The organism is Vibrio hangzhouensis, assembly GCF_900107935.1.
Taxonomy (GTDB): Bacteria; Pseudomonadota; Gammaproteobacteria; order Enterobacterales; family Vibrionaceae; genus Vibrio; species Vibrio hangzhouensis.
In genome coordinates this window covers 168,932-191,687 of the sequence record NZ_FNVG01000006.1, presented here as the reverse complement: position 1 = coordinate 191,687, position 22,756 = coordinate 168,932, and the positions used below count along the sequence as shown (strand labels likewise).

Genomic DNA, 22,756 nt, shown 5'->3' with positions numbered 1-22,756 from the left:
TTACCACTTGTTGAGTGAACATGTTTTATGAAGCCAATCAGTTCTTCACGCGTTCCAGTACTGATGAATCTGTATGGGCAAATTCACCGTCATAAATGCTAAGGATGGTTGATTGGGAGTAGGTCAGCGTGTCGCCATCAATCTTGATGTTCATGGTGAAACCTGTCGTGCTGGCTTTATCTTTCATAAAGTTGGATTCGGCGACACCGCGTTCTGAGAGAGTCAATGTCATCTCATTACCTGCCGCACCTTCAGCGGTGACACAAGTGGTTCTCGGGACACAGAAAGAGTTGTAGACCACTTGGTTTTCCTGATCATAAATGAAGTAGCCGCGTTGATCATGGAACTTAGAGTCATCGGCTTTTCTGAACACTTCCTGCTTATAGTAAAGGGCAACAAGTGTCTGCTCGCTGGCGTTGACCGCGTCAGCGGCTACTTCAAATGTCATGACTTCGTAGAAAGGTGTGATGGCCGGAGCACCTTTACCTTGCTCAGTGCCTGCCTGAGCGGGAGAAATGTCTACACCGCCGCTTTCTACCGATTTCCATGTCCCGACCAGTTGAGCAATTGGGCCGAAGTCCATTCCGTCGATAACATTGTGATCGGCCATTGCTGGCAATGGAATGAGTAGCGCTGCTGATAAACTGAATGTGATTGCTGATTTCATGATTGCTTCCTTTTGATAGTTAGTATTGTTTTGATGAGGAGATGCTATAGAAAACAGGAAAGACAAAAATTAATCCAAATCATTGTAATTGATTGGATAATAGGGAGTTTTGCAAGGCAGGGTAACTGGCTGTAACAAAGGGTGAGATCAACGAAACTTTTATGAATGAATAGAAAAAGAGCTAGCGAAATGCTAGCTCTTATAGATTCACACAACGTGAGACTTATTTCTGACCCAGCTGGTGCGCTGTCAGAATCGCCGCGAAAACGCTGTCTGCAGTGACTGGGAAAGGCATATTGTGAATGGTTTCACCTTCCGCTGTTGCACCTTCTGCAACTTCGTATAGCTTGTCTTTGTTGATTTCTTTTACGCCCATTTCGAACAGGTTGGTTGGAAGACCTACTTCGCGGCAGAAGTTGATAACCGTATTGATCTCTTCCATTGGCGCGTTTTCCAGAACAAGCTGAACCAGCGTACCGAACGCCACTTTCTCACCGTGATATAGGTGGTGACATTCTTCTAGCTTAGTCAGGCCGTTGTGAATAGCGTGTGCAGCCGCCAAACCAGAGCTTTCAAAACCGATACCACTTAGGTAGGTGTTTGCTTCGATGATGTTTTCTACAGCAGTGGTGCTCACGCCATTTTCAACTGCTACTTTGGCTTTCAGGCCGTCTTCCAACAGCGTTTCGTAGCAAAGTTTTGCCAGCGCTTGTGCAGAGCGAGTCGGTGCGCCGCCAGCCATTGTCGCTTTACCAGATGTCATGTTTGCACGTGCTTCGAAGTAAGTAGACAGCGCGTCACCCATACCAGCAACAAGAAGACGTACTGGAGCACCTGCGATAACTTTTGTATCCATCACCACCATGTCTGGGTTTTTAGGGAACAACAGGTATTCAGCGAACTCACCTTCAGGTGTATAGATAACCGCTAGTGCACTGGTCGGCGCATCAGTAGAAGCGATGGTCGGGACAACCACGACAGGAATCTTGGTGTAAAAAGCCACTGATTTAGCAGTGTCCAGTGTTTTACCACCACCAATGCCGATGATGACGTCGTTCTTTTGAGTTGAACAGATGTCAGTAAGGCGGTCGATTTCTGCGCGAGAACATTCACCGTTAAAGATGTCCATCGCCAATGGCATTTCTTCTTTTACGAAGCTTTCTTTTACCGTTTCGCCCACAAGGCCAGTTACGAACTCATCAGCAATTGCCAGAGGGTTAGCACCTAATGCTTTTACATAGCTAGCGATAGAACCTAATACGTTTTCGCCTTGAACATACTTACTTGGGCTAATAATAATTTTGTCCATTTTTTCAGACCTTCTGTTAATGGTTATCTTTGTTTCAACGTTGGACTCATCATAGGTCTCGATACCGGGAACACTAAGCCATTCTCGGTGATGCTTGTTGTTTTTATGACATGGCTAGCAAAGCAAGATTTGTGTCGAATGTCGGAGATGGAGATATCTTGGAGTAGATCACTAAATCGTTCAAATTCGGGCTTTACCGTTCCAAAATGAAACGCTATTTACGACAAAACGTTCCATTATGAAACATGAATATTTTTCGTTGTCGATGATGAATTTGTTCATATGATGGCATTAATCCTACACAAATCCAAATTATTGAACATTAAAAAATACAAAAGAGAAACAAGGTATGAAAAAGCTAATTAATAGTGTTGAAGACGTTGTAAAAGAGCAAATGGAAGGTCTTGCTGCCTCTCGCCCTCAATTAAAAGCAAACTATGAACCACGTTATATGTGGCATGAAGAAACACCGGGACAAGTTGCCCTTGTATCTGGCGGCGGCGCAGGTCACGAACCATTGCACGCAGGCTTCATTGGTAAAGGCATGCTAACAGGCGCTTGCCCGGGCGAAGTGTTTACTTCACCAACACCAGACCAAATGTACGAGTGTGGTAATCAGGTTAACACAGGTGAAGGTGTTCTGTTCTTTATCAAGAACTACACCGGTGACGTTCTGAACTTCGAAACTGCGGTTGAACTGCTTCACTCAGACGGCATTAAAGTTGGTTCTGTGTTGATCGATGATGATGTAGCGGTAAAAGACAGCTTGTACACGGCAGGTCGCCGCGGTGTAGCTGGTACGGTGCTGGTGGAAAAAATCGTCGGTGCGGCGGCAGACAAAGGTTACTCGTTGGAGCAATGTGAAGAGCTGGCGCGTCGTATTAATAACAACTGCCGTTCTTTTGGTGTTGCTCTGGATGCATGTGTGGTACCAGCAGCAGGCAAACCATCATTCCAACTTGCGGATGATGAAGTTGAATTTGGTGTTGGTATTCACGGCGAACCGGGTATCGAGCGCATCAAATACACAGGTGCGGATGAGCTGGTCGACAAGATGTTCCTTGAGCTAAAAGAAAACATTGCCTATAGCCGTACGTTGCGCATCTGGAACCGCGTAGAAGGTGAGTGGGATGAAGTGGAGTCAACGATTGAGAACTTTGAAACCGATCACGACTACATCGCTATCGTAAACGGCTTGGGTGCGACACCTGAATCAGAGCTTTATGGCGTGTATAACCGTCTGGTACACAACTGTGAGAAAGAAGGTTTCCGTCTTGCTCGTAATCTGGTGGGCAACTACTGCACATCACTAAACATGGAAGGCGTGTCAATCACGCTACTAAAAGCAGACAAAGAAATGCTAGAGCTATTTGATGCTCCGGTAGATACAGCAGCAATGAAGTGGTAGGCCGAGGTAACCAACATGCAAATTGAAAAACAACATATCATCAACTGGCTTGAGCTTTGCGCAGTATCTTATGAAGAGAACCAGGACTTTCTTACTGATCTGGACCGTGACATTGGTGATGCAGACCATGGCTTGAATATGAACCGTGGCTTTAAGAAGGTAAAAGAGAACTTACCGAAAGTTGAGAAGCAAAACATCTCTACCATTCTGAAAAATACGGGCATGACGCTATTGTCTAGTGTTGGTGGGGCAAGTGGTCCACTTTACGGCACACTGTTTATTCGTACTGCCGCATCCGTAGGTAGCCGTGAGTCTTTGACGTTCCAGGAGCTGATTGAAGACCTGAAGAGTGGTGTCGATGGCGTGGTATCTCGTGGTAAAGCAGAGCAGGGTGACAAGACAATGTGTGACGTCTGGCTACCTGTTCTGAATGAGACTAAGTCATTACTAGAAGGTGGCGCGAGCCCAGATCACCTATTGGATGAGATGGTCGTGTTGGCTGAAAAGAGTGCTACTTCTACTATTGAGATGCAGGCAAAGAAAGGGCGAGCTAGTTATCTTGGTGAGCGAAGCATTGGTCACCAGGATCCAGGCGCTACCTCTTCACTACTGATGATTAAAGCACTAAGACAGGCGATAGCAGGGAAATAAACATGGTAGGCATTGTAGTAGTATCGCATAGCCGCCTGTTAGCTGAAGGAGTGGCCGAATTGGCCACTCAAATGACGCAGGGCAAAGCGAATCTGGCGATCGCAGCTGGGGTAGACGACCCGGAGAACCCAATTGGTACAGATGCCATCGCTGTGATGGGTGCGATTGAAGAAGTCTGTGACCAAGACGGTGTTGTGGTATTGATGGATCTTGGTAGTGCACTTCTCAGCACCGAAATGGCTTTGGAGCTGCTGGATGATGACACTCGTGAGAGAGTAGCGCTTGTTTCTGCGCCAATCGTCGAGGGGACCATGGCAGCATCTGTGGCTGCCGCTGCCGGGCTTCCGATTGAAGCGGTGATTGCAGAAGCAACCAGTGCGCTTGATGTCAAGAAAGAGCACCTTGGTGAAGAGGTTGCGGTTGAAGCTCCACAGGAGAGCGGCACAGCTGACGTAAGCGCAGAGGCACTTTCGTTCCAATGGTTGGTTAAAAACCCTCATGGTATTCATGCTCGTCCAGCGGCTGCGATTGTTGGCTGTCTGGCGCCATTTTCCAGTGACGTACAGCTTGAAAAAGCTGGCCAGAAAGTGAGTGCCAAAAGTCTGAACAGCATCGCTAAACTTGGCGTTCGTTGTGATGAAAGTATCGTTTTCTATGCATCTGGCCATGATGCAGAACAAGCCGTTGCGGCGTTTACTCAACTTGCCAACCAACACTTTGGTGAGGCGGAACAAGTGGCTAAAGGCGTTCAAACGGAACCCGAACAGCCAGAAGAAGCGGTCATTGCCAATGAAATCGATGGTGCGTTAGCGGGCATTAGTGTCAATGGCGGTATTGTCACAGCGCCAGCGGTGATTTTCACTCAAGAGATGCCAGCCGTTCCAGGTCGCGATTTCACTGATGCAGATAAAGAAACGGCGAAAGTGCGAGAGGCGATTGCTGAAGTGAAAGCTCACTTAGAAGCACAATCCAAGTTGCCTCATGGTGAAATCTTTGCGGCACACGCGATGATGTTAGCCGATCCAGAAATTGCAGCAAAAGTAGAAGCGGAAATCGCAGAGCAAGTGATAGCGGAACAGGCTTGGTTTGATGTCATGATGGCGCTGGCGGAGCAGTACAAATCAGCAGAGAGTCAATACATGCGTGAGCGTGAAGCGGATGTGTATGATATCTGTCGTCAGGTTATGATCGCTCTGACGGGTGAAACACCGAAAGCTATCACGATTAATCAGCCAAGCGTATTGCTCGCACGTGACTTGATGCCATCGGATGTGGCTGGGCTGGATAAATCCAAAGTAGTAGCAATTTGCTTAAGTGAGGGCGGTAAAACGTCGCACAGTGCAATTTTGGCTCGTGCTATGGGTATCCCGGCGGTTGTTAAGGTTCAAGGTTGTCTTGAGCAGGTCAATGTTGGTGATGAAATTACCGTAGACGGTTTTAGTGGACTTCTGTGGTTTGCCCCAAGTGAGGCGACCAAAGAGGAACTAGCCAGTAAGCGTCATGAGTGGCTAGCCGCTCAGGAACTGGCATTACAAAATGCTCAGTCTCAGGCTGTTACTCAAGATGGTATCGAGATTCATGCACTGGCGAACATTGGTGGTCCGGAAGATGTCGAAGCGGCCTTAGCCAATGGCGCAGAGGGTGTTGGTCTTTTCCGTACTGAGTTTTTGTTTCAGGAAAGCGATGAGTTACCGACAGAAGATGAGCAGTACGCGGTTTATAAACAGATCGCCGCTGCCTTCGGTGATAAGCCCATTACGATTCGTAGTCTCGACGTGGGTGGTGATAAGCCTTTGGCAGCATACCCTATGCCGGAAGAGGAGAACCCGTTCCTCGGTCAACGTGGCGTGCGTTTATGTCTGAAACACGAAGAGCTGTTTGCGACTCAATTACGTGCAATTCTTCGCGCCCATGCAGAGCAACCGAACATTCAGCTTATGATTCCTATGATTGCGAATGTGGCTGAAGTGCGAGCGGTAAAAGCCTTGATTGCCAAGCAACGTACACAGTTGGGAATGGCAGACACGGCTTTACCCGTGGGCATTATGATTGAAGTTCCTGCGGCGGTGTTCAATGCTGATGCACTGGCTCAGGAAGTGGACTTCTTCTCCATTGGCACCAATGATCTGACTCAATATGTTATGGCAGCGGATCGCGGCAATACAGAAGTAGCTGAGTTGGTAAACTACTTTGAGCCTGCAGTGATAAAAGCCATTGAACTGACGATTCAGTCTGCGAACAAAGCTGGTATTTCAGTCAGCATGTGCGGTGAGATGGCGGGTGACGTCAAAGCGACAGAGCTGTTGTTGAAACTTGGATTACGTAAGTTTAGCGCCAGTTCAACGCTGTTACCGACACTGAAGCAACAGGTACGTGCATTGGAATTAGTGACGTCGTAACTAAAGTGCTCTGAAAGAATCAGCCCGGACAAGTTTTATTGTCCGGGTTTTTTTATAACCGCAGTCTGACGAAACTCGGTCATCTACCTGTTTGGCTTGTATATTCTCTTTTGGTGTTTTAAACGGTGTAAGAATCGACTGAGCAAATCTATTTTTGAGTTGCTAAGTGATTAGTCACCGTAATAAATGACCTCAACTGTTTGTTATTTAATAAAACTGTGCTTAGTTTAACGTCATTCAAACAGCTGGAACTGGTAAGTGTGAATACGGCTTGCTAATGTTAATCCAAGTGAGTTTGTCAATTTCAATCCGCTAAGAGGAAGTAGAATGTCAGAATTGAAAATTATTAAAGCCGACTACTCTGCAGTACCTGCGTTAAGCGCCATGTTTATGGATGCCTATGCGAACAATGAAGCGATGCAGGCTGCGTTGCGTCAGGATGAGGCAGGAGATTTTGCTCACGATGCCTACTGGCGCTGGGCGATTGGTGAGTGGGGCCTGATTGATGGTGAAGTGTATACGACTCCGGAACTGGATGGCTGCGTTATTATGCGTTCTCCTGGCAAGCACCAAGCGGATGTGATGCAGAAAATGGAGCTGTTGGCTATTGTAACGCGCATGATGGGGTCATCAAAGATCGAACTGGCGAAAGAAGTGTGTGAGCAAATGCTGGCGGTCCCGCCAATGCAAGACTGCTACTGGTTATGGGGACTGGGTGTTTCGCCTAAGGCCGGTGGTAAAGGGCTTGCAAGTGCACTTATCAAAACAGTGACTGATCAGGCGGACGCTGCGGGCAAACCAACATATGTGGTGGCTTCAAGCGATAAAGTGGTGAAGACGTTTGAGCGTCGTGGCTTCGAAGTCTTGTCAAAAAGTGAAAACTTCCCATACTGGTTTATGTTGCGTCCCGCTCAGGCGTAAACATAACGTCATAAGCAATAGACTCAAAGCCCGCCAAAAAGTGGGCTTTGTCGTGTCTGGCGGTACTGGTTAGCTATTGAGCTTTGTCAGGCACTGGGTCACTGTTTTATGTAGCCCTTCCTCCAGTGTGTCCCAGTCAAACTGATCAATGTGTTCAACAGCATTTGGTGTCTTTAAAGCGTCTCTGGCTTCATTTTGAATTTGCCAATAGTTAGGTGGTGTCTCTTCCCAGTGCTGATTATCGAGTCCTCTTAGGTAGCCATAGCAATACAGATATTGCATATAGCCCGCGTTAAATGGCGCATCCGATTGAGCTTCGGGGATCAAGTGTGATAGATAACTATGACGAAACTCGGAATCAGTTTCCTGCGCTTGACGGTAGATTTGTGCGATATTACTTCGGCGTTGATATTTGATCATGGTTTGTATCGAACGCCCCATAATTCCGGTAAACGAAGGGGTGGTTTCATTCCATTTGGCAGCCAATCGGGTGTTACTGATTACCCAGACTTTGCTGTTGATATGAGTATCTTCTGTGACATCAAGTTGTTCAATCATCTGTCGTGTATTGTCGACGGCCTCTGAAACGTCAAAGTAATCGGGCAGAAAAAATACCTGAGAAACCACACCGCCATCGACGTGCATTTCGTCATATTTGACACCGTCGATATTGACTGAGATTAGCACCGGATTAAATACACCAGGTATGGATGCTGACGCGATAATGACGTCCTGAAACAGTTTTACTGCCTCGTCGCCTTGATGCATGGCGATTTCGCCCATATTCCAGATGACGGAGCGCTGGGCATCCAAGTGGGTGGTTTTTACCAGAAACAGTCGTCCTCGCAAATGTTGTTCCTTCACCTTATCTAACACATCTCGGTCGATAAACGCTCTTACCATCTGGTCAAAAGGGGTGGTATCCATGAGAGAAGGGCTGTGAGTGAGGGCCCATAATCCTCTCTTGTTGTAGATGTCTTCGTCTGATGTTTGGGTATACAAATCGCGCAGTGCCGGGTCAAACTCCTGTCCCAGAAATGCATATAAACCGATGATCGCTCCGGTACTGATGCCCGTCACTAAACGGTATTCAGGTCGTTGGCCACTGTCGGATAAGCCATTTAACAGTCCTGCACCGTAAGCCCCTTCCGCGCCACCACCAGAGATACTCAGATAGTCGATGGATTTGGTTTGATTCCCCAAATCGTTCAGGATACTTTTGTCCAGCGGTGTGTTGAGTGAATGCGAACCCTGACCACCAATGTCATAGCTGTGAGTTAGATCGCCCCAGGTACGGATGTTAGACTCAAACATCATCTCGCCTGCGACCTCCATATCAGGTGTGAGCACATTTCTCTGCAGGCTGGGGGCACAAGCTGTCAGTACCGTGGTGAATCCAGTGACGAGGAGCGCTCTGGTCACGAATTTGTATTTCATCAAAAGCGCCTTCCCAAAGAAACAAAGGCGGATTTGCGTTGACCGAATCCAGCTTCTGCTAGCACATCCCAATCACGGTTGATTGAGTACTGAAAACCCGCCAGTGCATTCCATTTTTGTTCGGTGCGTTGACTTACTTCAAAGCGTGTATCGTCGATGAGAAAGTTCATATCGCCGAGGTCGAGCCCAAGTGCCTTAATGTCGCCGGATAAGTGCTGTTGCACATCTTGATACATGGCACCAACAAACACTCTGAGCTCTCGACCACCATCGTATTGCCAGCGATGGCCCACTCTGGGTGCTGCAACAAAGGTTTTAATGCTGCCATCGATGGCATCGATATCGGTGTAGGTGTAATTTATGTCCAGCAGAGCGAACCAGTTATTGATGCCTCCAGCGACGGTGGTCCCGATACCGTAAGTAATGCCATCCATATCCAGAGTGAACTTGGCACCATCTACAGGAATGGGAAGGCCAGCCAAAGAGATAGAGTCAATTTTTGCGGTGCTTTGTGCCTGTGTATATCCCAAAATTCCGTATACATTCAGAAAAGGCAACAACCATACGTCGCCACGCAGGGTGACATTGGAACCCTCAAACTCCGCTTTTGTGGCATCGATATCTATGACGTCGCCAATCCCGCCTGTTAGGTTGATGTTGTCGATGGTGATTGGGTTACTTATATCCATATAAGATAGCGACAAGCCATAGGGTTTGGGCAGCGTGTGTCCACGCTGCGCGGCCTGTTCTCCCCAAATGGGGAAGATTGAGTCCTGAGCAAAACTTATTGGCGATAGCATGACGGCTGTTCCCAATACGATGAGCGGCTTCATTTCGTTACCTTTCTGAAATCTTAATGTGATAAGTGAACGGCGCTAACAATGACCGCTACAATGCCTGTAAAAACGTATTTATAATCAGGGCGTTAGCAATATCGATAAAGAATCCACATACCAAAGGTACGATAATGAATGCTTTATGAGCCGCGCCGTATTGTTGAGTTACTGCTGTCATATTAACGATGGCTGTGGCTGTCGAGCCCAGCGTGATCCCGCCAAAACCTGAGCTGATAACCGAAGACTCGTAGTCTTTACCCATGAATCGGAATACCACAAAGATAGTAAACAGAATCGATGCTGCGACCTGGAATAACATAACGGTGCCAATGAACAGCATAGTGCTCTGCAATTGCCATAATTGGAGTCCCATCAGCGCCATAGTCAAGAACATCCCCAGGCAGATATCGGAAATCAGTGTTTGACCTAACTGCGCGTTCTCGCTCACTTTCTTTTTTAGAACCAGAAGCTTAAAGTTACCAATCAAGATACCTGCGATAAGGCAAGCTACGAACATTGGCAGTTGTAGGCCCATCTTGCTCAGTCCGGCATCAATAAAATGGCCAAGGATCAGACTGAGGTTCAGCATTAGCCACGCGTAAAGGTAACCGAAGTGATCGAGCTTAACGGTCTGATTGTGACAGACACCGATATCCAGTTGAGTATCACCTTGTGACTGAAGACGGTGCCTTTTAATCAGATAGTTGGCAATCGGGCCGCCAATTAAACAGGCAAAAATCAAACCTAGAGTATTACTTGCCAGTCCGACTTCGGCAGCACTTTCTAATCCCATCTCGTTGAATGTCGGCGCCCATGCCATGGTGGTACCGACACCACCGATAAGAGAGATAGAACCTGCCATCAATCCCAGAACAGGCTCAAGCCCCAGCATAGTGGCAACACTAATCCCAATACCATTCTGAATAACGATATAAACAACGCTTAACCCGGTAAGAATAAATAATGGCTTTCCGCCTTTTAGCAGGGTAGAGAAATTAGCACTCAGCCCAATACCGGCAAAGAAATAGAGCAGCAGTGCGTCGCGCATACCCAGATCGAAGCTGATCGTAGTGTCAAAAAAGGCATAGATAACAGCGACGATAATGGCGCAGGTAAAACCGCCGATTACCGGCTCAGGTATGCTGTATTTCCTTAATATTTCGTACTTTTTTGTCATTAGCTTCCCGATGAAGAGAAGGACAATGGCTAGAGTGAAAGCTAGGAAGCCATCCACTTCAATAATATTCATTTTGTTTACCTTGGTGTTTTTTTACTTTGCTTATATAGCGAGTGACTAGGAGAACTTAACGGCCATCATGTAAAAGAAAGTTAAGTAAAGTGAGAACATGATGGTGATTTTAAGATATTTATTAGTGCCAAATTTTTTCATAAATAAAACGTTTGTTTAGGTTGCTAATAGAAGTAATGAGGCCTGAATTAATCAGGCCTCAATGCAATTAGAATCCAAATGAATATTTGACTAGTGATAGGTTGTCACCGTGCTCACGCTTATATTCATAAGCAAGGCTATGGTTATTCTTAAAGGTGTAACCTAGGCTCGCTTTTACATCCCAGCCACGTAGGCTCTCATTACCCTGATTGGTTTTAAGGTCGTTGTAACTGTAGCTGTAGGTTGGTGCTACGCTTGCCCAAAGGCCTGATGATGTGTTGTAAATCGCGTTCAGTGTCAGATCACTGTAGTAAGCGCGGTTTGACATCTCGTTGTGCGTCATAGAACCCACAGATAGCTCAGGAATGAATGAGAAACCAATGTTATTTCCAAACATGTAGTGCGCTGAAATTTCAGTAGATTTTGCTTTCAGATTTTCATTTTTGTAGTTCTTATCGTAGTCATACGCAAGGGTGAAACCCAGGCCACTCATACTGATGACGCTAAGAGCGATATTGTGATTATCAAAGCTTTCTTCGGTGTTGTACTTACCTAGTAGCGCCCAGTTTTGAGACATTTGAGTATCGAATTGAGCAGACAGGTGCGCACCATTAGTACCATAACCAACAGAAGCACCAGTATAAAGTTCGTAAGGGTTAGCAAAATTAACTCGCTCTGATGCAATAGCAGAAGCAGACATTACGATAGAAGCGGCGATAATAGTTAGTTTTGACTTTTTCATTTGTGTATCTCTTTTAAATAAATATTGAATTTGTGTTTTTGCTGATTCCCTTCAATGAGGATAAGTATACGTATTTGATTTTCTAGTGGAATGAATAAGAGCTATTCATATTTGCACGAAGACGAGCAAGTTTGGGCTATTTTGTGGTGTTTTACTGGCTAAGTGTAACAGAGTGTGTATATAAGTTTCAGGTTGTAATTTGTTGGCGGTTAAATAGAGCTAAAGTGGGGCGATTATCTGAAGTCAAATAATAATTTACGCCAAGGCAATAAAAAACCTTCGTTATGACGCTATTTATTTCCCTGTAATTTCAAGCAGGTTGAAATGAACAGCTAATATACTCAAGTGACCTCAAGATGCAGGACTCAGAGCTTCATCAAGGTGTTCAATTCAAGGAAAATAGTTGAAGGAATAGCTATTCCCTTTCGAAGCTATTTGACGCAGGAATGGGCACCAACAGACAAGCTGACGATAAGACGGTTTTATAAGGCAGCAAAACAAAAAAGCCTGAGTACGTGACTCAGGCTTCTTCTTCATTGTTAGTTCGTCTGCGGCTGGGCAGGCTGCTTGATTCTGAAGAACAGTGCGTAGTTCAGTGGAATAACCAGCAATGTTAATGCAGTGGCGAACAACAGACCGAACATGATAGTGACAGCCATACTCTTGAAGAACGGGTCTACGAGCAGAGGGGCGACACCCAGTATCGTCGTGGCTGCACCAAGAATAACCGGTCTGGCTCGGCTCATCGCTGCCGATATAATTGCTTCATATGGTTGTGTACCCGATGCAATCTCTTTATCTGCCTGGTCGACCAACACTATTGCGTTTTTCACCATCATACCTATCAGGCTCAGGAAGCCCAGCGTTGCCATGAACTCAAACGGCGTCTGGAAGGTTACCAGCCCGATTGCCACACCACACACTGCCAAAGGTACCGTACACCAAATTACCAGAGCCTGACGAATGCCGTTAAACATAAATACCACGGCCAGAACCATTGCGGTGAAGCCGTAAGGTGCTGATATCTTTAGTCCTTCGTCCGCTTCTTTGGCGTCTTTGTACTCACCGAACCACTCCAGTTCATAACCTACTGGCAATGGCATGCTTTCGATATCTGCACGAATCATCTCCAACGCTTCTGACGTAAGGATGCCAGTCGCTGGGTCAGCCTGTGCCATGATGGTTGGCACTCGGTCAATACGGCGCAGCATTGCGTCTTGCCATTCAACGCTTGAACTTTCAATCAATTGCTCGACCTGAACAAACTGTCCAATCGTTGCACTGTACACTTTGGTATTTTCAATCACTCGGTCATGGTGACGCTCTGATTCTGGAGAACGAACCACAATCGGAATGAGGTCATTGCCTTCACGGTAGACACCAACATTTCGACCTGACAATGTTTGTTGAATCGCCTGGTTTAGCTCTACTGTTGTCAGACCAAAACTCTGCACTTTTTCTGCTGAGTAGACAGGCCTGATGACAGGCACTTGTTGACGCCAGTCATCCTGAATCGCTACGAGTGCAGGTGATTGCTCCATAATGTCTTTTGCTTGTTCGGCTAGTTGTCTCAGCACTTCGCTGTCCGGGCCTTTGAAAGCAACTTCAATCTTTTTACCACCACCTGGGCCTAACATAAACTTCCAGACATTGATGGAGGCATCGGTGTAACGTTCGTTCAGTTCAACATGTAGCTCCGCTACCAGACTCTCAATGACTTTATAATCATCCACATCCACTAACATTTGGGCATAGCTTGAGTTTGGTGGCTCCGGAGAGTAGGTCAACATGAAACGAAGACCGCCTGAACCGATAAAGCTCGTGGTACCAGTGATATTCGATTTTTCCCAAACATCTTTCTCTATTTGCCCCACGATCTCATGAGTACGCTCTATGTCAGTTCCTTGTGGCAGACGAATATCGATTGCAAACTGCTCTCTTTGTGACTCTGGCATGAAGCCCGGTGGTACATGGCTGAAAGTGACCACACCCACTGCAAAAAGACCCACAACGACGACTAAACTCTTTTTCTGATTATTCAGTACCGCTTCTAGCACTCGTTGATAAGCTGCGCTGATTTTTCCTGGTTTTGATACTTTGTTTGCGTTGACCTTCAGATAGTCGTGGCAAAGCATTGGGGTGACAGTTACTGCAAGCACCCAGCTCAACATCATTGAGTACAGAATTACCCAGAACAGTGACCCTGCGTATTCGCCCATGTTCGATGGTGACAGGCCGATAGCGCTGAATGCACAGATACCAACAATCGTACCGCCCAGTAATGGCCACTTAGTTTCGTTGACGATTTCAGAAACGACTTGCTTGCGGTCGGCACTGGGATTCTTTTGTAGTCGGGTTAGTACGCCATCCGTTACCACGATTGCGTTGTCAACCAACATACCGAGAGCAATGATCAGAGCACCCAGAGAAATACGTTGCATGGCGATATCATCAATTAACATGACGATTAACGTGCCTGCGACAGTCAGTACCAGAACAAAGCCGATGACCAGACCAGTTCGAACTCCCATAAACAGCAGCAGTACAACAAATACAATGACAACAGCGGCAATCAGGTTATTGATGAACTCTGAAACTGAATCACGCACGGAGTCAGACTGAATCGAGATTTCGTGAAGTTCGATTCCGTGAGGACGCTGGCTTTCTAGCTCTGTAATACGAGCTTTTACCGCATCACCCATTTCGACCACGTTGCCACCGGCTACGTTAGAAATACCCAGGCCAATCGCACGTTTACCGTTGTAGCGCATAAGTACTGACGAAGGTTCTTCAAAGCCGCGCGTTACGTTGGCGATGTCGGACAGTCTCATGACCGTGTTGTTATCACCAATCGCAATTTGTAGGTTTTTCAATTGCTCAAATGAACTGATGCTAGAAACTGGTGTAATGGCAACACGCATGGTATCGGTATTAATACTACCCGCAGTCGACACCATATTCTGGCGTTCTAGAACACGGTATACCTGCTCGGCAGATACACCGAATTGAGCAAGACGATCACTTGCGATCTCAACGAAAATGACTTCGTTTTTCTCTGCCAGTGTCGCGGTTTTCGACACACCAGGCACCAGTGCAAGTTCACGACGCAAGGTGTCTACATAATCCTGCAGCTGTTTGTCGCTGTGACCTCGGCCGGTAACGGCATAGAACTGAGCGAACACGTCAGCAAAGTCATCATTGACGATGGGCTGACCAGAACCGGGAGGTAAAGAACGTTCGGCGTCACCGATTTTTCTTCGGACTTTGTCCCAGACCTGTTGTAGCTCTGCCTCGTTATTGGAGAACTCACGTTTGATTTCTACCGTGACTTCTGACATGCCTTGCTTTGACACCGAAGTAATTTCTTTCACTTCTTGTAGCGACTGCAGTGCACCTTCCACAACATCAGTGACCTCGTCGGACACTTCTTGCGCTGTTGCACCCGGATAAGGTGTCACGATAACTGCCTGACGAATCACAAATTCTGGGTCTTCAAAGCGACCGAGTTTCAGATAACTGATATACCCACCGATTAGGGTTAGGGCGATCAATACCCAAACGCTGGTGCGTTTAGCTATGGTGAAGTTGGCTATATTCATTATTTCGCCGCCTTAGTTGTCATTGGTCGAACTTCCAGCCCCTCAGATAAGCCCAGAGTGCCAGCTGTGATGATTTGCTCACCTGCATTAAGCATCGATGTGACTTGTACACGATCCCCAACCATGGAGCCTGTTTCAATGACTCTGCGTTGAATAGTGTTGTTCTCATCGACCACCCAAACGTATTGATTACCCAGGTTATCTGGAGAAATCGCAGAAAGAGGAACGGTGATCATGCCGCTTTCTTGTTCTGTTGATATGGAGAAGACGCGCACTGTCATGCCTGGAAGCAGAGTGACCTGTTGGGTATCTTCAAATTTTAAAGTGACGCCATAAGTTCGTGCCGTTGGGTCCGGTTCGGTTTCGAATGTCTTAACAGACAAGTCGAAAGTTTTACCCGGGAATAAAGGTGAGCTGGCTAGAACTTTTCGTGCGCCATTTGGCTGCGCCATAATTCGCTCAGGAACCTGAATCACGACTTCAAGTTGGTTTAAATCGTGAATAGAAACAATGGCTTCGTTGCTTTGAATCTGGGTGTAGTTGTCCACCAGCTTGCGGCTAACGATTCCGTCAAACGGCGCTCTTAGTGTGGTGTCATCTACGCGACGCTGGGCTTCTTCCAATTTACTTTCTGATTGTTGATAGCGAAGCTTAATTTCGTCCAGCTGGCTTTTTGATATCGCTTGTTTGCCGTTGTAAAGTTGCAAAGCTCGCTTGTATTCTGTGTAGGTATTCGCCAGCTCATTCTTCGCTGCATTTAAGGTGATCTCGGCGTCAACCGAGTCAAGTTTTGCGATAACTTGCCCCTTAGAAACCTTGTCTCCCTGCTTAACCAGAAGCTCATCCAGACGACCAGAGATACGGAATGATAGATCGGCACGGTTAGAAGACTGAACCACACCATTGAAGTACAGGTCTGCCACTGCCTGAGCGGTAACAGTTTCAGTAAAAGCTGGGCGAACGACAGGGGCAGTCTGTTCAGCGTTCTGTTCGCTTTTGCATCCGGTGAGTAGTACCGAAGCAGAAAGTCCAGCTGTCACTAGAAGGGGTTTGGTGTTTAACAGGGCTGACAACATTGGGCGATTCACGGTTTTCTCCAAGGTTTCTTTAAAATATTGAAATTAATTTCGACAGGTCTTGTCTATTGGCTGGAATTTTAAACAAATCACCGATTCACGCTATGTTTAGCAGTTATTCATATTTGCTATTTGGCTTTTTGCAATAATGAATAACTCTTATTCGTTCAGTTTGTAGTCGTAAACACGTAAGTTGATGATGAAAATTTAAGTGTATTAAGAGGTACAAATGAACCGTAGGAATCAGCTAAAGCAGACCTACTATCAAGAAACCATCCATCTCAACGACCGACCCTATGGGTTGTTGGACATTGGTGATGGGCCATGCAAAATTATTCTTGTAGTAGAGATTACTGAGGACGACTACAGTACAGACAAGGTGTCAGGCAGAAGTCTTGTTTTCGATATATCAAAGGCATGGGGGAGGGATATTCTTGCATTGACGGAAGATGACTTAGCGCAGTTGACGGATGATATTCACCTACTTTTGGATGTGTTTTGGCTAGACTGTGTGGTATTTGACACGACACTCGATGGTCTGGATCTTTCTTTCATAGAAAGACGACTGGCGGTTCGCCAATGTAGCGAAATTTGAGTTGAGATGGGACTGTTGCTGGGCCAAAAAGCTGAACCTTTATTTAAGGTTCAGCTTTTTTGTTTTTCGGGTTTTGTGTATCCCCTTACGATGTAAACACCGTGAGCAACAGAATCAACAAAATAATCGTTGGCACCATAATGTGAAGGCATATGCGTAGTGACTGATAGTCAGACATTAAAGTTAACACAAAATTAACAAGTCTTTTCAAAGTGTGTTAGCGTTAATTGTAGGCACTCAGATAAAACAAGGATCGTCCCTGGTGTTATCGAATACAATGATTGCGCTGCCATTGCGTAGCCATTTCTTCAGGAAGTTGATAGTCATAGCCCTGCCAATCGCTTTGCAGAATGTGCTCTATTCAAGCCGGGGTCTAATCGATGTCATTATGCTTGGCCATTTAGGAGATATGGAATTAGCCGCCATTGGTGTGGCAGCAAGAGCCATCTTTGTAACCACTATCATGATAGTGGGCACGACGACTGCGGGTGCGTTGATAACGGCTCAATATTGGGGCGCAAAGAATGATAAAGGCGTAAAGGAAAACACCGCTCTCACCTGGATTGTGTCCAGTGCTTTAGCTTTAGTTTGCACATCAGTTTTCTTACTTTTCTCTACTCAGATAATGTCGCTTGCGACGGATGATAACTCTGTGGTCGCTCTGGGGCGGTTGTATTTATCTATTGCTGCGCCAAGTATGTTAAGTGTGGCCTTCGTAACAACGATGTTGTTTGGCTTAAGAGCCATGCATAAACCCGGAGTCAGTACCTTTTTTAGTGCCGTAGGTTTGGTTGTTTATATATTTCTGAATTGGGCACTCATTTTTGGTCGTTTGGGTTTTCCTGAGCTCGGTTTCAAAGGCGCTGCAATCGCTACTCTATTAAGTGGGATCGCAGAATTCCTTCTGCTCTACATGTATGTCTATAGTAAAAAGTATGCGGTTGCATTCGGTGGGCAGGATGTTATTAATTGTCTGACAATTAGTCGATTATCTCATTTTTTGAAGATATCCGTGCCTACCACGCTTAATTTTCTTGTATGGGCCGCGGGCCTATTTGCCTGTCACGCTATCATGGGGCAAACCGGAGTATTAGGGCTTGTTGCTCTATCTGTAGTGGCACCAATAGAATCATTTGCACTTTCTGTCGTCATTGGATTATCAAGCGCCGCGGGGGTATTGATCGGCAATAACCTTGGGGCCAGGAAGTACAAGAGCAGTTTGATTTATGCTAAAAGCGCGATGGTGTTCAATATCAGTTGCGCCATTGTCGTCGCTATAACGGTCTATCTCTCTCAAAACCTATTACTGTCCATGTTTCCCGCGCTAACCGAAGAGTCGTTCGAGTTGTCAAAAAACTTTATTCTTGTATTGTGCTTAGGAGTTGTGCTTCGCTCTATTCCAATGATGGCTATCACTGGTATTTTGCGCGCAGGGGGAGATGTCAGGTTTTGCCTCTATCAGGATATCGTCGCGCAATGGTTGATCACGATACCAATATCAGCACTCGCGGTCGTCTATCTCGATATCGAACCGCTATGGGTCTTCCTGTTATTCCTACTTGGAGAGTTGATTAAGTGTATTACCTCATTGTTGAGAATAAGAAGTAAGAAATGGGTCCAGGGTATCACCTGATACCGAGTTAGCTTTAGCTCAACCCTTTATACTCAAGTGACCTCAGGATGCAGGACTCCCAGAGGGCGAGTTAACTTGGCTTATATGCTTTGTTAGCGATTTTCGATTTAGAGCCACTAGATCTTCGAATCAATGTCGCGCCCAGAAGCCAAGTAATTCTCGCTGAATACGCATCTTGAGGTTACTTGAGTATAAGTTATTCTATATCTGGCTGGAGTACATTGTTAAAAAAACTCTGTATTGTTTGATGCAAATACTGGTTGAGAGGGTAACCACGTTTTGCCTGCAAATAGCCGCCAACGACGGACACACTTCTTAATTCTTTGGGCATTACCGGGAGCGGATAGCACTTTAATTCATCACTGTAGGTGAGCAAATAACTACTACTAAACTTGAACGCATCCGATGTGATGAGTTTGTCGACAGCGATAGGAATACTATGAGTACTGAGCACGATATTGGGGGTATATCCCTTGGAGGTAAACAGTGCATTAGTGTAAGGGTCTTGTTTGGCACTTACGGTCTCTGAAAAGAGCTTGATCATTGGAAGTTTGTGAATAACCTCCCAGTCAGAAGTTTGGCTTAACACTGGATGGTCTTTACGCGCGACGAGATTGATTTTTATATCGGATAAGTGGTGGGTGTAAATATCCTGAGGCAAAGGGTAGGGTTCATAATGAACAATATAATCAACATGGCGATTAAGTATTTGTGTAAGCGTATCCTGTTGCCAATGCATTAGGGAAAGCTTTGCTTTTGGCAACGCGTTCGTCAGCGACTGATATATCCCGCGCCCAAATGTCTCAAGCAAGGAAAGTTCAAATGCGATCACAATTGACCCTTCGTAATTCTGAGGATCAAAGTTGCTGTATGCATCCAGTACTTCAGTAAATGGGGTCAACATGTTGTCTGCGGCTTCTGCTAACTTTTCCGCAAGTTCCGATGGCTCTACGCCGTGAGCTTTACGAATAAACAACTGATCGCCAAAAGTTTCTCTTAATTTTGCCATGCCGCGACTGACACTGGTTTGCGAGATTCCTAGTATTTCACCTGCTTGAGAAACATTACGTGTATCAACTACGACTTTCAGAAGCGTCAAAAGGTTCAAGTCGAGGTTTTTCATTGACTTACTCATCCGCAGTATGCCTTCGCCAGTTCAATTGCTTAACATAAAAATAACACCTGGCGACAGGCTCATCAACAAAGAGGGTGGTTTAGAGAGGATAATCAAGAAAAAACGCACCAGAAAATACGAAGGATTCTGATGCGTTTTGTTTAGACAGGGTTTATATTCTTTCCCCTTTACCGAATCGGTAAACTAATCGACCCGTTGCAATATTTTCGCTTGCTTTAGCGGATGGTCGGCCTGCATGTCGCCACTCGGCCTGAAGCGCCCAGTTCGGATGAAGCGCATAGTGTAGACCTGCTCCGGCATTTAACTGGAACTGCTTGGTTTTGGTATCTTCATTTTTCAGACTTTCACCAAAACCTGCGGTAACAAATGGGCGCAGTTTTGAATCAGTATTAAAGTAGTAAAGTCCGTTTGCACTGTAGCTTTCATACGTTGCCGATTGCTGTGTTTCTCGGTCATTCAGTGACGCTCGAGTGTAAGTTAGGTGGCCAGACAGAGCAGGGCTGAAGTGCAAGCCAACAGTGAACGATACGCCTGCACCAGGGTCTAGCTCCCAATAGTCCGATGGCTCAACATAACTGGCACCCGCCGAGACTCCCACGATGCTATAGGTAACGGGATCCTCGCTATTTTGAGAGTAGTAGCTCTTTCTGGTACGTGAAGAACCCGGGGTTGCATCGAGTGCGTACTGCACTTCAAACCTGAACTGACGTTCTGAAACGCCATTGGGAGTATTTACGTTCTGCACGCCGACAAATCCGGTACCAGCTCTTACTATTTCTCTCCCTGCTATATGGTTAACGCCGTTGCCCAGACTGTCTACTGGGTCTAGCAAGAACAGTGACACATTACCCAGTGACTTTGAGCCCCAGACTGTACCGCCTGTCAGTCGAATCTCCTGTTCTTTATTGTAGGCCCACTCTCCATATACCCATCCAAGAATCGGGGTAACGAACAGATCCTGAATAGACGGCACCTCTGCAAAGGCTTCGATACCGTACTCCCAGTAGAACGTTGACATCATGGCGGAATAAATAAATGAGTCCCATTGGCGATAGCCGGATTTACGAGCCGCTTGATAATACACACCGCCAAAATAAGGGTGGCCAATATAATTGATAGCCCAGTCGTCTCGGTCCCATGTTGGACCACTGCTAACGTTATCAACCCACTTGCTAAAAAGATCGTCCCCGCCTTTTTCCCAGTTGGTGATTGACTCTGGCATCAGTGCCAGAACACCAGCTACCCCCACACCGTATGCAGCGATGGATTTTGTTTGTGACCAGAGCCTGGCGCCATCTTCGCCGTTTTGAGGGGAGAACAATGACACACGATAAGGGTTACTGTAAACGTGGTTGGTGTCTGGAAGTTCTTCCCAAGCCGAGTTGGACTTTTCCGGGTTGGTACTGATTGTAAAATCTGTCGTATCCGGTTCCGAGAGCTGGTTGAAATCGGTTAGTGACGTTCTCCAATGGTCAGCCAGATCGGAGGGCTGGTGGCCGATATATAATGGGAGTGAATCGGATAGAACAGGAGCGCTTAATATAACGGATGCGGTGAGCATGGATTTTGTTAGAGTATTCATTATGGTGTTTCTGCTTCTGATATATTTGATTTATGCCCATCCTTTGCTAATTACGAAATTTGTATTCCTTAAATTTCGGTTATTACTTGCCGACTTTCGGCTAATGAAAGTCAACCTGTTGTTTGGTGCGGTGTGAGTGTAGGTTTGTTGCAGAAACAAATGAACGTATAACAGAAATTCAAATCTGGTGTATCTCTATAGCGGCGTGCTGCGGGAGACCAAAATTGCCCTTGGCAGCAAAGATCACTGACAAATACAGAGGCGAGAATCTCTTATCCAGATTCTCGCAAGCAGGAAGAGTTAATTGACGTCTGGCTGAATGATAGAGTTGAAAAACTGCTGCAGCGTTTGATGCAGGAACTGATTAATTGGGTAGCCGCGTTTTGACTGAAGATAGCCCCCTGAGACACTGAACTTCCTTAACTCCCGTGGTATCGACGGTAGGGGATAACACTTAAGTTGATCGCTATGAGAAAGCAAATAGCTGCTATTGAATTTAATTGCATCTGAGTTGACGAGTTTCTCGACAACAATCGGAATACTGTGTGTCACTAAGCAAATGTTGGGCTCGTACCCTCTACTGACGTATAGCTCATCGAACGGGTCGTGTTTACTCTTCATCGCTTCCGCGACCAATTTAATCAAAGGAAGATGGTGAATATCTTCCCAATCACTGGATTGACTCAGGACAGGGTGATCTTTTCGGGCCACCAGACTGACGGCGATTTCAGATAAGTGGTGAACATAAATATCTTGAGGTAACGGGAGGATTGAGTAGTGAATCATATAGTCCAGCTGCCGGTCGAACAGATGATGCAATGACTCCTCTCTCCAGTAGACCAACTTTATTTTGGCCTTCGGCAGGGCGTTGTTGAGTGCACGGTATAATCCCGGACCGAATACTTCTAACAGACTGAGTTCCACCGCTATAGACACGCTGCCCTCAAACTCTTGCGGGTCAAACGTCTGATAGGCTTCCAGTACCTGACTGAACGGCTTTAGCATATTATCCGCAGCTTCAGCCAGTTTTTCAGCCAGTTCCGATGGCTCTACGCCATGCGCTTTACGGATGAACAGCTGATCGCCAAAGGTTTCTCGTAACTTTGCCATACCGCGGCTTACGCTGGTTTGAGAGATCCCCAGAATTTCCGCAGCTTGCGAGGTATTGCGAGTTTCTACGACGATACGAAGTAGCTTGAGTAGGTTTAAGTCAAGTTCTTCTAATTTAGATTGCATGCGAAACATTTCCTCATGAGATCGCGTTATCTTTATGATAGTACAGTAAAAGGACAAAGATGGAGCTGCAAATTGTGACCAATTTTTACTCCCGTTGTTGAAGTGTGAAAAAGATCTGACTGCTTCAGAGTCGCCAATCC

At 46.1% G+C, this 22,756-nt stretch carries 17 protein-coding genes; 6 read left to right on the top strand and 11 right to left on the bottom strand.

From position 1 onward, the window contains the following. Positions 1-37: 37 nt before the first annotated feature. Together C4S60_RS08535 and C4S60_RS08530 are read right to left on the bottom strand one after the other, a co-directional pair. A complete protein-coding gene (locus tag C4S60_RS08535; protein ID WP_103879913.1) occupies positions 38-667 on the bottom strand; it encodes a heme-binding beta-barrel domain-containing protein in 630 nt (209 codons plus the stop codon). Positions 668-890: 223 nt separating this feature from the next. Then, positions 891-1,976 (bottom strand): glycerol dehydrogenase, encoded by a 1,086-nt coding sequence (locus C4S60_RS08530; protein WP_103879912.1) that lies wholly within the window; start codon positions 1,974-1,976, stop codon positions 891-893. A 349-nt stretch (positions 1,977-2,325) separates the two neighbouring features. On the opposite strand from C4S60_RS08530, the gene dhaK reads away from it, so the two are divergent. The 4 genes from dhaK to C4S60_RS08510 all read left to right on the top strand — a co-directional run bounded on the left by dhaK (position 2,326) and on the right by C4S60_RS08510 (position 7,355). After that, positions 2,326-3,384 carry a dihydroxyacetone kinase subunit DhaK gene (gene dhaK / locus C4S60_RS08525; RefSeq protein WP_103879911.1) on the top strand — a complete coding sequence of 353 codons (1,059 nt, stop codon included), beginning with the start codon at positions 2,326-2,328 and terminating at the stop codon, positions 3,382-3,384. 15 nt (positions 3,385-3,399) lie between these two features. After that, positions 3,400-4,035, top strand: coding sequence for a dihydroxyacetone kinase subunit DhaL (gene dhaL / locus C4S60_RS08520; protein ID WP_103879910.1), 636 nt, complete (start codon positions 3,400-3,402; stop codon positions 4,033-4,035). A 2-nt stretch (positions 4,036-4,037) separates the two neighbouring features. Beyond that, positions 4,038-6,434 (top strand): phosphoenolpyruvate--protein phosphotransferase, encoded by a 2,397-nt coding sequence (gene ptsP / locus C4S60_RS08515; RefSeq protein ID WP_103879909.1) that lies wholly within the window; start codon positions 4,038-4,040, stop codon positions 6,432-6,434. A gap of 327 nt (positions 6,435-6,761) precedes the next feature. After that, positions 6,762-7,355 (top strand): GNAT family N-acetyltransferase, encoded by a 594-nt coding sequence (locus C4S60_RS08510; protein ID WP_103879908.1) that lies wholly within the window; start codon positions 6,762-6,764, stop codon positions 7,353-7,355. A 69-nt stretch (positions 7,356-7,424) separates the two neighbouring features. Here C4S60_RS08510 and C4S60_RS08505 read toward each other — a convergent pair whose 3' ends face one another. The 6 genes from C4S60_RS08505 to C4S60_RS08480 form a co-directional block, all read right to left on the bottom strand. Next, the gene (locus C4S60_RS08505; RefSeq protein ID WP_103879907.1) at positions 7,425-8,792 is read right to left on the bottom strand and encodes a patatin-like phospholipase family protein; all 1,368 of its coding nucleotides are present in this window, start codon (positions 8,790-8,792) and stop codon (positions 7,425-7,427) included. Next, positions 8,792-9,625 carry a hypothetical protein gene (locus tag C4S60_RS08500; protein WP_103879906.1) on the bottom strand — a complete coding sequence of 278 codons (834 nt, stop codon included), beginning with the start codon at positions 9,623-9,625 and terminating at the stop codon, positions 8,792-8,794. Before C4S60_RS08500 ends, C4S60_RS08505 begins: the two co-directional genes overlap by 1 nt. 55 nt (positions 9,626-9,680) lie before the next feature. Further along, a complete protein-coding gene (gene gltS, locus C4S60_RS08495; RefSeq protein WP_103879905.1) occupies positions 9,681-10,877 on the bottom strand; it encodes a sodium/glutamate symporter in 1,197 nt (398 codons plus the stop codon). Between the two features lie 208 nt (positions 10,878-11,085). Continuing rightward, positions 11,086-11,760: a hypothetical protein gene (locus tag C4S60_RS08490; protein ID WP_103879904.1), complete on the bottom strand. Its 675-nt coding sequence runs from the start codon at positions 11,758-11,760 to the stop codon at positions 11,086-11,088. Between the two features lie 539 nt (positions 11,761-12,299). Next, entirely contained in the window at positions 12,300-15,359 is a 3,060-nt protein-coding gene (locus C4S60_RS08485) for an efflux RND transporter permease subunit (RefSeq protein WP_103879903.1), read from the bottom strand. Continuing rightward, positions 15,359-16,447 carry an efflux RND transporter periplasmic adaptor subunit gene (locus C4S60_RS08480; RefSeq protein ID WP_103879902.1) on the bottom strand — a complete coding sequence of 363 codons (1,089 nt, stop codon included), beginning with the start codon at positions 16,445-16,447 and terminating at the stop codon, positions 15,359-15,361. Before C4S60_RS08480 ends, C4S60_RS08485 begins: the two co-directional genes overlap by 1 nt. Positions 16,448-16,664: 217 nt before the next feature. Between C4S60_RS08480 and C4S60_RS08475 the strand changes: the two genes are divergently transcribed. Then, positions 16,665-17,030: a hypothetical protein gene (locus C4S60_RS08475; RefSeq protein WP_103879901.1), complete on the top strand. Its 366-nt coding sequence runs from the start codon at positions 16,665-16,667 to the stop codon at positions 17,028-17,030. A gap of 277 nt (positions 17,031-17,307) precedes the next feature. Beyond that, positions 17,308-18,663 (top strand): MATE family efflux transporter, encoded by a 1,356-nt coding sequence (locus tag C4S60_RS08470; RefSeq protein WP_103879900.1) that lies wholly within the window; start codon positions 17,308-17,310, stop codon positions 18,661-18,663. 196 nt (positions 18,664-18,859) lie between these two features. On the opposite strand, the gene C4S60_RS08465 is transcribed toward C4S60_RS08470, so the two are convergent. From C4S60_RS08465 to C4S60_RS08455, 3 genes are all read right to left on the bottom strand, one after another. Beyond that, the gene (locus C4S60_RS08465; RefSeq protein WP_244183062.1) at positions 18,860-19,786 is read right to left on the bottom strand and encodes a LysR family transcriptional regulator; all 927 of its coding nucleotides are present in this window, start codon (positions 19,784-19,786) and stop codon (positions 18,860-18,862) included. 163 nt (positions 19,787-19,949) lie between these two features. Then, positions 19,950-21,380, bottom strand: a complete 1,431-nt coding sequence (locus tag C4S60_RS23945; RefSeq protein WP_160111349.1) for a DUF3943 domain-containing protein — start codon at positions 21,378-21,380, stop codon at positions 19,950-19,952. Positions 21,381-21,680: 300 nt separating this feature from the next. Continuing rightward, complete coding sequence (locus tag C4S60_RS08455) at positions 21,681-22,616, bottom strand: LysR family transcriptional regulator (RefSeq protein ID WP_103879898.1); 936 nt, start codon at positions 22,614-22,616, stop codon at positions 21,681-21,683. Positions 22,617-22,756: the final 140 nt, after the last annotated feature.

Excerpts from the sequence above, each read along its gene's own strand:
- C4S60_RS08485 (WP_103879903.1), bottom strand. The coding sequence starts at position 15,359 with ATGAATATAGCCAACTTCACCATAGCTAAACGCACCAGCGTTTGGGTA.
- C4S60_RS08505 (WP_103879907.1), bottom strand. The coding sequence starts at position 8,792 with ATGAAATACAAATTCGTGACCAGAGCGCTCCTCGTCACTGGATTCACC.
- C4S60_RS08500 (WP_103879906.1), bottom strand. The coding sequence starts at position 9,625 with ATGAAGCCGCTCATCGTATTGGGAACAGCCGTCATGCTATCGCCAATA.
- C4S60_RS08465 (WP_244183062.1), bottom strand. The coding sequence starts at position 19,786 with ATGAAAAACCTCGACTTGAACCTTTTGACGCTTCTGAAAGTCGTAGTT.
- dhaK (WP_103879911.1), top strand. The coding sequence starts at position 2,326 with ATGAAAAAGCTAATTAATAGTGTTGAAGACGTTGTAAAAGAGCAAATG.
- C4S60_RS08510 (WP_103879908.1), top strand. The coding sequence starts at position 6,762 with ATGTCAGAATTGAAAATTATTAAAGCCGACTACTCTGCAGTACCTGCG.
- C4S60_RS08535 (WP_103879913.1), bottom strand. The coding sequence starts at position 667 with ATGAAATCAGCAATCACATTCAGTTTATCAGCAGCGCTACTCATTCCA.
- gltS (WP_103879905.1), bottom strand. The coding sequence starts at position 10,877 with ATGAATATTATTGAAGTGGATGGCTTCCTAGCTTTCACTCTAGCCATT.
- C4S60_RS08470 (WP_103879900.1), top strand. The coding sequence starts at position 17,308 with ATGATTGCGCTGCCATTGCGTAGCCATTTCTTCAGGAAGTTGATAGTC.
- C4S60_RS08530 (WP_103879912.1), bottom strand. The coding sequence starts at position 1,976 with ATGGACAAAATTATTATTAGCCCAAGTAAGTATGTTCAAGGCGAAAAC.
- ptsP (WP_103879909.1), top strand. The coding sequence starts at position 4,038 with ATGGTAGGCATTGTAGTAGTATCGCATAGCCGCCTGTTAGCTGAAGGA.
- C4S60_RS08490 (WP_103879904.1), bottom strand. The coding sequence starts at position 11,760 with ATGAAAAAGTCAAAACTAACTATTATCGCCGCTTCTATCGTAATGTCT.
- dhaL (WP_103879910.1), top strand. The coding sequence starts at position 3,400 with ATGCAAATTGAAAAACAACATATCATCAACTGGCTTGAGCTTTGCGCA.
- C4S60_RS23945 (WP_160111349.1), bottom strand. The coding sequence starts at position 21,380 with ATGAATACTCTAACAAAATCCATGCTCACCGCATCCGTTATATTAAGC.
- C4S60_RS08455 (WP_103879898.1), bottom strand. The coding sequence starts at position 22,616 with ATGCAATCTAAATTAGAAGAACTTGACTTAAACCTACTCAAGCTACTT.
- C4S60_RS08475 (WP_103879901.1), top strand. The coding sequence starts at position 16,665 with ATGAACCGTAGGAATCAGCTAAAGCAGACCTACTATCAAGAAACCATC.